Below are 13,446 nucleotides of genomic sequence, written 5' to 3' on the forward strand. Positions count from 1 at the left end.
GTGCTGGATATGTAGGCTTGAGCTATCGGGTTTGTAGGCGTTGTCCGGAAACTGTACTGGCGTGAGCGGCCTGGCTGTCGCCGATCTTGTCGTTCAGCGCATGGCGCTGCGGTCTTCGGCGAATTGTTTGCCGAGCAGGGTCCGCACCGCGACCACGCAACCGTCCTTGATGCTGACATCGGCAAACCCCTGATCGCGCAGGTACAGGAGCGCGGTGAAATCCAGCGGATTGACTCTGCACAGTGCCTCGTCGGCGAGGCTGATCAACAGTCGAATGGCGTTGGATTCTAGCCGCATGGGGGTGGCCTCCTGGTGATGATGGCGAATGATGGCTATTCGTCACTAGAGGGCGATCAGGAGTTCCATTTATTTGCGAGCCTTACACCGCTTTCCGGCGTTTTTCGCGAACGGCCGATTCTGCCGATCACGCCAATAATGCGTGGTAAATCAAAGAAATCTGCCCGGTTTTGGGGTCAATACGATAGTCTTCGCACCATTGTCGATACCGACACTGGATTGGAAGGCTATAGATGGCGCCTGATGACTATCTCGTAATGACCAGCAAAGAGTGGGCGGCGCTGCGTGCCAGCACGCCGTTGACTCTGTCCGAAGAAGACCTGGCGGCGTTGCGGGGCGTGAACGAAGATATTTCCCTGGAAGATGTCGTCAACATCTATCTCCCCCTGTCGCGCCTGATCAATCTGCATGTGAGTGCGGCGCGCAACCTGGCCAGCATCAAGGACACCTTCCTGGGGCGTCCGGCCAAGAAACAGACCTACGTGGTGGCGGTGGCCGGCAGCGTGGCGGTGGGCAAGAGCACCTTTGCCCGGGTGTTGCAGGCGCTGATGGCGCGCTGGCCCGATCACCCTCGGGTCGATCTGGTGACCACCGACGGCTTCCTGCACCCCAACGCGCGGCTCGACGCCGAAGGCATCATGCACCGCAAGGGCTTTCCGGAAAGCTACGACCGCAAGCGCATGGTCAAGTTTCTCTCGGAACTCAAGGCCGGTACCCCGGAGATCAGCGCGCCGGTGTATTCGCACATCAGCTATGACATCGTCCCGGACAAGTTTCTCAAGGTCAGCCAGCCGGACATCCTGATCTTCGAAGGCCTGAATGTGCTGCAGACCGAAGGCAACGACGGCCAGAAGCCGGGCACCATCGTGTCGGACTTCTTCGATTTTTCGATTTATCTGGATGCCGACGAAGGCGACATCGAGCGCTGGTATGTCGAGCGCTTCCTGATGCTGCAACGCACTGCATTTCGTGCTCGTGGCGCCTATTTCCGTGAACTGGCCGACTTGCCACCTGAGAAATCCCCGGACGCGGCGCGCAAGATCTGGCGCGACATCAACCGTCCCAACCTGCTGGAAAATATCCTGCCCACACGGGAGCGCGCGAGCCTTGTGGTGCGCAAGGCGGCCGATCATTCCGTGAAGGAGTTGTGGTTGCGGTGATGGTCAAGTCGCTCGGCGCGCTGATGGGGTTATGGCTGTTTGGCTGTGGTGCGCCCGCCATGGCTGATGGCAACAAGTTGTTGCTCGAATGCCAGGATGGCATCAACAGCATGAGCGGCGGGGTGGCCAGGAACCCCACCGGGATCGGCCATTGCGTGGGCGTGTTGCAGGCGACCATCGACACCCTGGACATCGTCCATGAGGCCGGTGGCGCGCCGAAGCTGGTGTGCGTGCCGGAGGGCGGCATTCCCATGATCCAGTCGATGCGCATCGTGGTGCAGTCGCTGGAGGAGCACCCGGAGGCCCTGCACCTGAATGAATCGGTGCTGGTGGTTTCTGCGCTGAAGAATGCGTTTCCCTGTCGATAGGCTGCGCTGCTGATCCGTTGCGGTCCCTCTTGAGACCGCCCCGCCGGCAAGCCGTGCTGCTACGGTTCAGCGGTCGGACCCTGGCGTTTCGAACGCCTAAATCCCCGTAGCAGTCCGGCTTGCCGGCGTCAGCGATCCCGAACACGCCCCCGCCGGCAAGCCGTGCTGCTACGGGGTGAAGGCATCCGCAGATTTCGTGAACGGCCTCTATCCGTAGCAGCCGGGCTTGCCCGCGGGGGCGTACTTGAGATCGTCCCTGTCGGCCAGCCATCGCGCTATACGCAACCACTCGTCGTGCGATCACCGCCGCACTGGCTAATCACGAATGTGTGACTATCCTTACCGGTCAGTACAGTTCATTCTCAGAGGCACCTCATGCCAGCCAATCACGACGCCAGCCTCACCCATCAACGTTTGATCGAAGCGGCATCGGCGCTGTTTTTCCGTGATGGCATCAACGCCACCGGCATCGCTGCGGTCGCTGAGTTCGCGGGGGTTTCGAAGATGACGCTCTATGCCCACTTCGCCTCCAAGGACGAACTGGTGGTGGCCTATCTGGACCAGCGTAACGAGCGTTGGAACGCCGCAGTCCTGCAGTCGCTGGCCGCCGCCGATTCGCCTGTCGAGAAGCTGCTGTCGCTGTTCGATCTGCATCGGCAATGGCTGTTCGAAGGCGGCTTGCGCGGCTGCCCTTACGTGAATTCTGCCGCCGAATTTCCGGACCGTTCGCATCCGGTGCGTCAGGCGGTGGATCGCCACAAGCGCGGGGTGAAACAGCACCTGCTGGACCTGGCGCAAAACGCTGGCCTGGCCAATCCGCAGACACTGGTCAGGCGCCTGTTCCTGCTACTGGAAGGGGCTTTTCTGACAGGCGCCCTGGAGAACGATGACAGCGTATTCCTCGTGGCCAAGGACCTGGCCGCCGAGCTGATAGAGGCCGCGCAACCCCGAGCCGTTGTCTGAACAAACCGACCGATTTCTTGCCCCCAGGAAAGGACGCTGACGATGCGAATCAATGCTCTGATTGTGTTGCTGCTCACCGGGTTGGTGGCGGCCACGTACGGCTTCGGGATCTACCTGTTCGCACAGTTGGTGCCGGACATGCGCGCAAGCCTGGGTTTCGACATTTCCTACGTGGGCACCATCACGGCCTGCGCCCAACTGGGCTTTCTGGCCAGTGCATTGTTCGCCGCGTGGATCACCCCACGGGTCGGCGGTGGCTGGGTGGTGTTCGGTTCGGGCGTCGTCTGTGCGGCGGCGCTGCTGCTGATCCCCATGGCGCACAACATCGTGCTGATCGGCGCGCTGCTGACAGTGCTGGCCGGCACTGCCGCCACGGTGTTCGTGCCGATGGTGGACGTGATCGCCCGCACGGTAGCCTACAAGTATCGCGGCATGGCGATGGGGCTCGTCTCCAGCGGGACCAGTTATGGCGTGTTCATCAACAGCCTGCTGGTGCCCATGTTCGCGCCCCAGGGCGAATGGCGCACCGTGTGGGGCCTGGTGGGTTTTCTCACGGTGCTGATTGCGCTGGGCGTGATGCTGGTGTTCTTCCGGGCACGCTTGTTCAGCCATTCCCGTGACACCCATGCGGTCGCTAACGCCGAAATGAAGGTCGGCAGGAGCGCCTTGACCCAGCCTTGGGTGCTGAAGATCTGGGCGATGACGATGTTGCTGGGCTTTTCCACTTTTCCGTTCCAGAACTACCTGTCTTCCTACCTGCGCACTCAGCTTGATTTCGACGTGACCTACACGGCGCAGATCTGGGCCAGCATGGGCTTCGTCGGCATGTTCGCAGGATTGGCCGTGGGCTGGCTGTCGGACCGCATCGGCCTGCGCGTCGCCATGCTGCTGGTGTACGCCAGCGTGTGTGCGGCCGCCTTGATCTTTGTCCTGCATCCGGTCGGACCCTGGCCGCTGGTGGCGGCGATCCTGTTCGCGCTGGCGTTTTATCCGATCTTCGGCCTGATCCCGGCCTACGTCTCGAAGATGGCCGGCAGCGCAGCGGTATCGGTAGCAGTGTTTGGCGTCGCCAATATCACCCAAGGAGTGGGCGGGATGCTCGGCAACCTGTGCGCGGGGCTGCTGGCCAGTTTCACTGGCTCGTTCGTCGGCGTCTATCTGGCGATCGCGGTGGTGGCTGTGGGGCTGGCGATCCTCACCACCCGCCTGCCCAGGGAGGCCGATGAGGTCTTGGGCAGTGGAGAGCACAAGGTTGATGCAGTGGCGTGAGTGTGCGTCGGATAAACGCATGTTGTCGAGAAAGGAGATACGCGGAAGAAACTCATCGCTATTGAGTCAATTGCTAATGGGTCTAATGGCCTGCGCGACCATCGTTAAACTTGAGGGTGTGAGGTTTTCTTATGGATGAGGTGTGAGATGGTTGATGAAGCGGATGTAATGGAAAGGGTAAAAAAGGTGACAGCCGAAAAGTTAGGAGTTCCCCTCGAAGCGGTCGTCCCTGAAGCTTCCTTTACAAACGAGTTGGGCGCTGATTCGCTGGATACGGTCGAGTTGGTGATGGACATGGAAACCGAGTTCGATATTGAAATTCCGGAGGAAGACGCGCTCGGGTTGTTGAGGGTCTCAGATGTAGTCACTTATATCACCCAAAAGACAAGATGAACTAGAAGCCGGCACCCGCCGGCTTCTGGCAGTTAGGCTACAGCGTCACATTCCCCGCAACACACTTCTGCACCTGGCCACTGACCCAGATCTGCTCGCCGATCTGCTCCACGCCCACCTGGCCTTTATGGCCCAGCACCGTGCCCTGCCGGGCGCTGTAGGTGCGCGGTGCGAGGCCCGCCGGGATCAGCCATTGCGCCAGGCTCGCGTTGAGGCTGCCGGTGACCGGATCTTCAGCGCCCAGGTCGCCGGTCAGCGCGCGCACTTCGAAGTCGGCCTCGGCATCCGGCCCGGTCCAGCGCGCGACGATGCCGACGTTCAGCCCCTTGAGCGCCGGATAGTCAGGGCGGATGGCCAGCAGTTCTTCGCGGCTGTCGAGCATCACCGCCACCCAGCCTGGCCCGTTGTCGGCCCACTGGCTGGCAACAATCTGGCTGCGCTGGATCTTCAAGCCGGCGGCGATGGTGTCCAGTACCTCATCTTCCACGGCGCCGCTGCGCAACAAGGCCGGGGCCGCAAACGCCAGTCGAGCGCCGTCGCGACGGATCCGGACCAGGCCCGCGCCGCATTCCTGAACCACTTCTTCAGCCTTGGGCTGGCCGCCGCTGTCCAGCCACACGAAGCAACTGCCCAGTGTCGGGTGCCCGGCAAATGGCAGTTCGCGGGTGGTGGTGAAAATGCGCACCCGGTAGTCCGCCTCGGGGTGCGTGGGACGCAGCAGGAAGGTGGTTTCGCTGAGGTTGGTCCAGCGGGCGAAGGCGGCCATTTGCGTGTCGCTCAAGCCGTCGGCGCCGATGACCACGGCAAGGGGATTGCCTTGGGTCGGGGCACTGGAAAAAACATCGACCTGCTGGAAGTTCAGCGTCTGTGGCATGGCACTCTCCTGATTGTGCTGTAGGACCTGGTCACTCTAAGCAGGCGAATCAGGGCTGTACATGCACAGATCAGCAGTCATTTTTCGCGAATGTGTGTGGTCGAGAGCTGCCGGAAATGACCCCGGCAGCAACATTTGCCGCAACCGCTCAGCGGGTGTTCAACCACGCTGAGACGTCAAACGACGGGCAGGCCTTGATGAATTCGTCGGGGGTGATCTTGCCGTCGCCGTTCAGGTCCGGCGACAAGTCCCGATGGCCAAGAACGCGGGCCTTCGGGTAACGGGACTGAAGCTGATCGAGCAATTGGCGCAAGGTCGCGAATTGCCTGTCGGTGAAATTGTTCTCCGGTTTGCCTGATCGGTTCACACCGCCGACCAGGCAAACGCCGACAGATTTTGCGTTGTGGCCTTTGACGTGCGCGCCGATGGCGTTTTCCGGTCGGCCTGTTTCCAGCGAGCCATCGCGGCGGATGACGTAGTGATAGCCCAGCGTGTCGAAGCCGCGCTGGATATGCCATTGACTGATTTCCCGCGCGCCGATGTCGTGGCTGGGGGCGGTGGCTGAACAGTGCACGACCAGCCAGTGGGTGGCGGTGCGGTATTGCGGGGTGTAGCGAGGTGGTGTTGCGTTCATGGCGGTGCTTCCTTGCACGTTGATTGACGTGTGCAAGGAATACCCATGAGTGCGATGGGTCAACGAGGGGAGCGTTGCAAAACGTCTCGGCAACGTTCTGCAACCTGGGCGTCTGTCAGACGTTCAGCCAGTCAGGCCGGAAAGCGCAGCGCGTTGGTCAGGTCGCCCATCGGCGCCTGTCCGCGTGCCACCATGGCGTCGTCCCGCTCCTTGAGCCCGTCCAGCGTTTCGAGGCCATGCACCCGGGTGATCAAGCGCAGGATCGAGGCGGTGTCGTACACCGTGTGATCGACCGTGCCCTTGCGCGCGAACGGCGAAATGACGATGGCCGGAATTCGCGTGCCAGGCCCCCAACGGTCGCCTTTGGGTGGCGCCACGTGGTCCCACCAGCCGCCGTTTTCGTCAAAGGTGACGACCACGACCATGTTTTTCCATTGCGGGCTGTTGCGCAGCACTTTAATCGCGCGGTCGATGTGGCGATCGCCCGAGGCGACATCGGCGTAGCCTGCGTGCAGGTTGAGGTTGCCCTGAGGCTTGTAGAAGGTCACGGCGGGCAGCTTGCCGGCTTCGGCGTCCGCCAGGAATCTGTTGGTGGCCGACTCGTCGCCCAGGCCGCCATCGCGCAGGCGTTTCGCGCGCTCCTGCGGATGGTCCGGGCCCTGGTTCCTGAAGTAGTTGAACGGCTGGTGGTGGTACTGGAAGTTGGGGATCTTGGGGATGCCTGCCGAATCCTTGTACTCATCCAGCGTGACCTGCCAGGCGCCGGCGTACCAGGCCCAATCGACGCTCTTCTTCGACAGTTTGTCGCCGATGTGATCGTGGGTCTGGGGCACCAGCACGTTGGCCAGGTTTGGCTGCGAGTATTCAGGTTTTTCCTTGTCGCGCAGCCAGGTCGGCCAGTAGGGCGGGGCCATGGTGTTGACCGCGTAGCCATCGGGCGTCAGCAGGCTGGGGCCGAACTGGGGCGGGCCGGTCATGGCGCTGGCCGGGGATTTTTCCAGAGGCTTGAGGCGGTACTCCAGCGGATCGCTGCTTTCCAGCGTGGCGATCTGCGATTTCGCAGGGGAGTTGGCCGCATCCGGATAGAAGGGCGCCCTGGCCGAAATCAGGTACTGGTGATTGAGGAAGGAGCCGCCGAAAGCGCCCTGGAAGAAGTTGTCGCAGAGTACGAACTCCCGGGCGACGTCCCACAGGCGCAGGGAATATTGTGTCTGGCTGTAATGGCCCATGGTCAGGCTGCCGGAATCGGCCCAGGCCACGAAGCTGTCATTCTTGCCGCCGTTGATCTGCATTTGGTTCTGATAGAACACGTGCCACAGGTCACGGGTGACCACGCTCAGGGGCAGGTCTTCGCCGCTCGGACCTTTGAGCGCGTAAGGGGCGTTGGGCAGGTTTTCCTGGTATTGCACGCCGGTGGCATAGGTCACGCCGTCGATACTTTGCGGGCCAATCTGGCACACGCCGCCCCAGCAGGACGGCAGGCTCTCCAGGACTTTGCCGTCACGGTCGCGCTGGCGGTAGTCTTCGGGCTTGACCGCCGACAAGGGTTTTTCAATGCCGGGAAAATTGGCGAACAGGTTGTTGAAGCTGCGGTTTTCGGCGTAGATCACCACGATGTTCTTGATGTTGTCCTGCAGGGCCTTGTCCAGCGCGGGTCCCATCAGCGCAGTTTCCAGGGCGCTGGCCTTGCCGTCGGTGCCGGTTTCGCTGGCCGCCACCACACTGCTGACGGCGGCGCCAGCGCCGAGCACGGCCACGCCGCCGAGGAATCGGCGACGGCTGCTGTCAGACGGAGAATCCGATGAATCAAGGCTGGCGGACGGCTTGGACGGGTCTTGTTCTTTGTCGCTCATCACGGCTCCTGCTCGCTGGCATAAATGTGTTACCAAGTATGTCGAGGGAGCCTAATCCCGCAATGTGACGTTAATGCTACAGCCGTAGGCGCCCGTGCCAGAGCGGTTAGAGCCAGCTTGCAATACCACCGCAATCCCTGTGGGAGCTGGCTTGCCAGCGAAGGCGTACTGTCAGTCGCCGCCAGCGGTACATGACACACCGCTTTCGCGGGCGAGCCCGCTCCCACAGTGGCGAGGCGTATCGGGGGGCAAGCCGGTCACGGTGTTGTAGCGCGCCGTGATGCGCTCGATTTCTCCGGACATGCGCATGCGCAGCAACACTCGCATCAAAAGCTGCGCCGGGACGTTGCTGTCATTGCGTACGATACAGCCCACCGGCTGCTCGTCGATGACCGCGACGCTGCGTAGCTTCTGCTCCTGGGGCAGGTTGCGGTTGAACCAGTCCAGTGACCACTGGTTGGCGACCGCGTAGTGATAGCGGCCGATCAGCAGCTTTTGCAGCACCTGGTCTTCGCTGCGTGCGTCTTCGCGCAGCAGTCTGCGAGTGTCGAACGCCGGTTGCAGGGTAGGGTAGGCGTAGCCCAGCACGGTCCCGACCACTTCATTGTGCAGTTGGGCGGGGTCCACCGGCGAGGCGTTGTCAGGAGTGCTGATCAAGAGGTCGCGCTGCACCAGCAGCGGCAGGCTCCAGGTCACGTCCCCGGAAAGGGTCGGCATCCAGGATTGCGCGGTGTAGCAGCGCACATCGATCTGGCCCTGCTCCAGCGCCCGCTGCACGCGGTTGATCGACAGCACCCGAAACTGCGCAGGCTGCCCGGCGTGGCTGGCCAGGCTGCGCATGATGTCGACCATGATCCCGCCTGTCGCCTGATGGTTCACCACCTGCGCCATGGGCATCGACCAGGAATCGGCGACGGCGAACCGCAGCGGCACAGGTTCCGCGCGAAGGGGCCCGCTCATCAACAGCAAGGCGCTCAGTGCCAACAGACGCATAGCATCCCTCAGTGTGTCCATGACATGGCGGTTTGGCATCGGTGGCAGTTTAGCGCCAGATGATTTAAATGCGCGCGGGCAAATCGTCCCGGATGCAATTTTGCCCCCGCTCCGCTAGCATTAGCGGTCTTCCGCAACCCAGTCGCGACGGTTTTCAATGAGTTATCAGGTTCTTGCACGTAAATGGCGTCCGCGCTCGTTCCGCGAAATGGTCGGCCAGACCCATGTGCTTAAGGCCTTGATCAACGCGCTGGACAGCCAGCGCCTGCACCATGCCTATCTGTTCACCGGCACGCGCGGGGTCGGCAAGACCACCATCGCGCGGATCATCGCCAAGTGCCTGAACTGCGAAACCGGCATCACCTCCTCGCCGTGCGGCGAATGTTCGGTGTGCCGGGAGATCGACGAGGGGCGTTTCGTCGACCTGATCGAGATCGACGCCGCCAGCCGCACCAAGGTCGAAGACACCCGCGAGCTGCTGGACAACGTGCAGTACGCGCCAAGCCGCGGTCGCTTCAAGGTCTACCTGATCGACGAAGTGCACATGCTCTCCAGCCACTCCTTCAACGCCTTGCTCAAGACGCTGGAAGAGCCGCCGCCGTACGTCAAGTTCATCCTGGCGACCACCGACCCGCAGAAGCTGCCCGCGACCATCCTGTCGCGCTGCCTGCAGTTCTCCCTGAAAAACATGACGCCGGAGCGTGTGGTCGAGCACCTGACCCACGTCCTGGGCGCTGAAAACATTCCGTTCGAAGACGACGCCCTGTGGCTGCTGGGCCGTGCCGCCGACGGCTCGATGCGCGATGCCATGAGCCTGACCGACCAGGCGATTGCCTTCGGTGAAGGCCGCGTGCTGGCCGCCGACGTGCGCGCCATGCTCGGCACCCTCGATCACGGGCAGGTGTATGACGTGCTCACCGCGCTGATCGATGGCGACGCCCGCAGCCTGCTCGAAGCCGTGCGTCACCTGGCCGAGCAGGGCCCGGACTGGAGCGGCGTGCTGTCGGAAATCCTCAACGTGCTGCACCGCGTGGCTATCGCCCAGGCGCTGCCGGACGGCGTCGACAACGGCCATGGCGACCGCGAGCGAGTGCTGGCCCTGGCCCAGGCGCTGCCTGCCGAAGATGTGCAGTTCTATTACCAGATGGGCCTGATCGGTCGTCGTGACCTGCCCTTGGCGCCGGATCCTCGCGGCGGTTTCGAAATGGTGCTGCTGCGGATGCTGGCGTTCCGCCCGGCCGATGCCGAGAACGCGCCGCGACAGCCGTTAAAGTCAGTGGGGATCAGCCCGGCCACGGCTGATTCCCAGGCAGCGGTGGCCCCTGCTGCACCGGTCCCGTCCACGCCCGCGCCTGCACCGGCTTACATGCCGGCGCCTGTGGCCGAGCAGCCTGCGCCGGTCATCGAACCACCCGTGCCTGTGCCTGCGCCCGCCGCCAAGCCTGTCGAAGACCTCGACCTGCCCTGGAATGAGCGCGCGCCTGCTGCTGAGCCCGAGCCGGTTGCGGCGCAGGTCGCCGAAGACATCCCGGAGCCGGTGCTCGACACCGTGGCCGAGCAGCCTGACCTGACGCCGATGCCTGCCCCCGCACCGGCCAGCCCCGTGCCGGACGCGCCGGAAGTGGAGTCGCCCGAGCAGGTGCAGGCCGCCGCCGAAGTGGTGACGCCGGCCATGCTCGAACACGTGCCCGACGCCGTGGCCTACGTGCCTGCGCCCATGGACCGCGATGACGAGCCGCCACCGGACGACGACTATTACGAGCCGGACGTGGACATCGACCCCGCGTCGTTCGCCTATCTGGATGACCTGGCCCATGACACCGTCGAAGCGGTGGAGAAGGAGCCGGAGTTGCTGCCAGCGGCGGAGCCCGCGACCGGCCTGGCTGCCGAGTGGCTGGAGCTGTTCCCGAAACTGCCGGTATCGGGCATGACCGGGAGCATCGCCGCCAACTGCACGCTGATCTCCGCCGATGGCGACAACTGGCTGCTGCACCTGGACCCGGCCCACAGCGCCTTGTTCAACTCCACGCAACAGCGCCGCCTGAACGATGCGTTGAACCAGTATCACCAGCGCACGATCAACCTGAGTATCGAGTTGATCAAGCCATTGCAGGAAACTCCGGCACAGGCGGCTGCGCGCAGGCGTGCCGATCGTCAGCGTGACGCCGAGGCGTCGATTCATGGCGATCCGTTCATCCAGCAGATTTTGCAACAGTTCGGTGCCAGCATCCGTGAGGATACGATTGTCCCGGTGGACAGTCCGGCGGCCTGAACCCTTTAACGACCGCGAGGCGCTAAGCTGATTTGGCGCCACGCAAAGACCCCAACGACTTTCGAGGAGTATTCCCATGATGAAAGGTGGCATGGCTGGCCTGATGAAGCAGGCCCAGCAAATGCAGGAAAAAATGGCCAAGATGCAGGAAGAACTGGCCAATGCCGAAGTGACCGGCCAGTCGGGCGCAGGTCTGGTGAGCGTGGTGATGACCGGTCGTCATGACGTCAAGCGCGTGAGCCTGGACGACAGCCTGATGCAGGAAGACAAGGAAATCCTGGAAGACCTGATCGCCGCCGCCGTCAACGACGCCGTGCGCAAGATCGAAGCCGCCAGCCAGGAAAAGACCGCCAGCATGACCGCCGGCATGCAACTGCCGCCAGGCATGAAGCTGCCGTTCTGATCCGGCGGCCGTTGCGTCACACAAATGCCAGGCCCAGTGCCTGGCATTTTTGTTTGTGGTGCAGTGAGCACGCCGCACGCCTACCGTAGCAGCACGGCTTGCCGGCGGGAGCGATCTCACGGACGTCCCCGCCGGCAAGCCGTGCTGCTACGGATCGTGGTGTGTGCTTTCATTCGAACCCCTCCTGACCGCCACGGTCTGCTTTCTATAGCCATTCAAGGAGCCGCGCCTCATGTCGCAAGAACTGATCCTCAACCAACGCATCGTCCTGGCCTCCCGCCCGCAGGGGGCGCCGGTGCCCGAGAATTTTCGTCTTGAGCGCGAGGCATTGCCTGACCTGCAGGACGGCCAGATTCAACTGCGCACCCTCTACCTGTCCCTCGACCCCTACATGCGCGGGCGGATGAGCGATGCGCCATCCTATGCCGCGCCCGTGGAGCTCAATGCGGTCATGGAAGGCGGGGCGGTGAGTGTGGTCGAGCAGTCGCTCAACCCGGCATTCAAAGTGGGCGACCTGGTGGTCGGGCAGACCGGCTGGCAGACCCACAGCATCTCTGACGGCAAGCAACTCTTGCCGGTACCCAAGGACCTGCCCAGCCCGTCGATGGCCGTAGGTGTGTTGGGCATGCCGGGCATCACCGCCTACATGGGCCTGATGCACATCGGCCAGCCCAAGGCCGGCGAAACCCTGGTGGTGGCCGCCGCTTCAGGTGCAGTGGGTTCGGTGGTCGGCCAGGTCGCCAAGCTGCATGGCCTGCGGGTGGTGGGCATTGCCGGCGGGATCGACAAGTGCCGCTACGTGATCGATGAGCTGGGTTTCGACGACTGCATCGACCACCACAGCCCACATTTCGCCGAGCAACTGGGCGAAGCCTGCCCCAGTGGCATCGACATTTATTTCGAACTGGTGGGCGGCAAGGTTTTCGAGGCGGTGATCCCGCTGCTCAACCAGCATGCGCGGATTCCCCTGTGCGGGGTGATTGCCCAGTACAACTCTCAAGGTCAGTCCGATGGCCCGAACCAGCTACCGCTGCTGATGCGCACTTTGCTGACCAAACGTGCGCGGATCCAGGGCTTTATCGTCTATGAGGAGTACTACCATCGCCTGGACGAATTCATGCAGGCCATGGTGCCGCTGGTGAAGGACGGCAAGGTCAAGTTCCGTGAAGACGTGGTCGAAGGCCTGGAACACGCGCCTGATGCGTTCATCGGTCTGCTGGAAGGGAAGAACTTCGGCAAGCTGGTGGTCAAGGTGTCCTAAGTGATTTGACGCTGTCCGGAGGCGCGGGTATAAACCGCGTCTCGTGTTTTTGTGAGATTTTTCTTCAATGAGCTTCAGCCCTCTGATTCGCCAGTTGATCGATTCCCTGCGCATTCTGCCGGGCGTGGGTCAGAAAACCGCCCAGCGCATGGCCTTGCAGCTGCTCGAGCGTGATCGCAGTGGCGGTTCGCGCCTGGCGCAGGCGTTGAAGCAGGCGATGGAAGGGGTCGGGCACTGCAAGCAGTGCCGCACGCTCACCGAAGACGAACTCTGCCCGCAATGCTCGGACCCGCGCCGCGATGACACGCTGCTGTGCGTGGTGGAAGGGCCGATGGATGTGTACGCCGTCGAGCAGACGGGCTTTCGCGGACGTTACTTCGTGCTCAAGGGGCACCTGTCGCCCCTCGACGGCCTGGGCCCGGAAGCCATCGGCATTCCGCAACTTGTGGCGCGCATCGAAGAGCAGGGCACGTTCAGCGAAGTGATCCTGGCCACCAACCCGACGGTCGAAGGCGAGGCCACCGCCCATTACATCGCCCAGTTGCTGTCCAACAAAGGCATGGTCACCTCCCGCATCGCCCACGGCGTGCCGCTGGGTGGCGAGCTTGAGTTGGTGGACGGCGGGACGCTGGCGCATTCGTTTGCGGGGCGCAAACCGATCCAGCTCTGACAGATACACCGCCGTCGCGGGCAAGCGCGCTCCTAC

At 62.8% G+C, this 13,446-nt stretch carries 14 protein-coding genes; 9 read left to right on the forward strand and 5 right to left on the reverse strand.

The annotated features are described in order from the left end of the window. Window positions 1-93 precede the first annotated feature (93 nt). On the reverse strand, window positions 94-297 hold the full coding sequence (locus NPS29_RS10655) for a hypothetical protein (RefSeq protein WP_274132469.1): 204 nt from the start codon (window positions 295-297) through the stop codon (window positions 94-96). A 257-nt stretch (window positions 298-554) separates the two neighbouring features. On the opposite strand from NPS29_RS10655, the gene coaA reads away from it, so the two are divergent. The 5 genes from coaA (at window position 555) to NPS29_RS10680 (ending at window position 4,450) form a co-directional block, all read left to right on the forward strand. Continuing rightward, entirely contained in the window at window positions 555-1,457 is a 903-nt protein-coding gene (coaA, locus tag NPS29_RS10660) for a type I pantothenate kinase (protein WP_274132471.1), read from the forward strand. Beyond that, entirely contained in the window at window positions 1,457-1,825 is a 369-nt protein-coding gene (locus tag NPS29_RS10665; RefSeq protein WP_274132473.1) for a Rap1a/Tai family immunity protein, read from the forward strand. The genes coaA and NPS29_RS10665 overlap by 1 nt, the downstream gene beginning before the upstream one ends. A 375-nt stretch (window positions 1,826-2,200) precedes the next feature. Further along, window positions 2,201-2,788 (forward strand): TetR/AcrR family transcriptional regulator, encoded by a 588-nt coding sequence (locus NPS29_RS10670; protein WP_274132476.1) that lies wholly within the window; start codon window positions 2,201-2,203, stop codon window positions 2,786-2,788. A gap of 42 nt (window positions 2,789-2,830) precedes the next feature. Continuing rightward, window positions 2,831-4,057 (forward strand): MFS transporter, encoded by a 1,227-nt coding sequence (locus NPS29_RS10675; protein WP_274132477.1) that lies wholly within the window; start codon window positions 2,831-2,833, stop codon window positions 4,055-4,057. 147 nt (window positions 4,058-4,204) lie between these two features. Continuing rightward, a complete protein-coding gene (locus tag NPS29_RS10680) occupies window positions 4,205-4,450 on the forward strand; it encodes an acyl carrier protein (protein WP_274132479.1) in 246 nt (81 codons plus the stop codon). A gap of 37 nt (window positions 4,451-4,487) precedes the next feature. On the opposite strand, the gene NPS29_RS10685 is transcribed toward NPS29_RS10680, so the two are convergent. From NPS29_RS10685 to NPS29_RS10700, 4 genes are all read right to left on the reverse strand, one after another. Beyond that, window positions 4,488-5,324, reverse strand: coding sequence for a PhzF family phenazine biosynthesis protein (locus NPS29_RS10685; protein ID WP_274132481.1), 837 nt, complete (start codon window positions 5,322-5,324; stop codon window positions 4,488-4,490). Window positions 5,325-5,472: 148 nt separating this feature from the next. Beyond that, complete coding sequence (locus NPS29_RS10690; protein ID WP_274132483.1) at window positions 5,473-5,958, reverse strand: N-acetylmuramoyl-L-alanine amidase; 486 nt, start codon at window positions 5,956-5,958, stop codon at window positions 5,473-5,475. Between the two features lie 131 nt (window positions 5,959-6,089). After that, window positions 6,090-7,811, reverse strand: coding sequence for an acid phosphatase (locus NPS29_RS10695; protein WP_274132485.1), 1,722 nt, complete (start codon window positions 7,809-7,811; stop codon window positions 6,090-6,092). 171 nt (window positions 7,812-7,982) lie between these two features. Further along, complete coding sequence (locus NPS29_RS10700; protein WP_274132487.1) at window positions 7,983-8,804, reverse strand: substrate-binding periplasmic protein; 822 nt, start codon at window positions 8,802-8,804, stop codon at window positions 7,983-7,985. A 157-nt stretch (window positions 8,805-8,961) separates the two neighbouring features. Between NPS29_RS10700 and dnaX the strand changes: the two genes are divergently transcribed. The 4 genes from dnaX to recR all read left to right on the forward strand — a co-directional run bounded on the left by dnaX (window position 8,962) and on the right by recR (window position 13,410). Next, entirely contained in the window at window positions 8,962-11,076 is a 2,115-nt protein-coding gene (gene dnaX / locus NPS29_RS10705) for a DNA polymerase III subunit gamma/tau (RefSeq protein ID WP_274132488.1), read from the forward strand. Between the two features lie 76 nt (window positions 11,077-11,152). Then, window positions 11,153-11,479, forward strand: coding sequence for a YbaB/EbfC family nucleoid-associated protein (locus NPS29_RS10710; RefSeq protein ID WP_062385680.1), 327 nt, complete (start codon window positions 11,153-11,155; stop codon window positions 11,477-11,479). Between the two features lie 232 nt (window positions 11,480-11,711). Beyond that, on the forward strand, window positions 11,712-12,740 hold the full coding sequence (locus NPS29_RS10715; protein ID WP_274132493.1) for an NADP-dependent oxidoreductase: 1,029 nt from the start codon (window positions 11,712-11,714) through the stop codon (window positions 12,738-12,740). Between the two features lie 67 nt (window positions 12,741-12,807). After that, the gene (recR, locus tag NPS29_RS10720) at window positions 12,808-13,410 is read left to right on the forward strand and encodes a recombination mediator RecR (RefSeq protein ID WP_274132495.1); all 603 of its coding nucleotides are present in this window, start codon (window positions 12,808-12,810) and stop codon (window positions 13,408-13,410) included. Window positions 13,411-13,446: the final 36 nt, after the last annotated feature.

The sequence above is a fragment of the Pseudomonas putida genome (assembly GCF_028682175.1).
In the GTDB taxonomy this organism is placed as follows: Bacteria; Pseudomonadota; Gammaproteobacteria; order Pseudomonadales; family Pseudomonadaceae; genus Aquipseudomonas; species Aquipseudomonas putida_AD.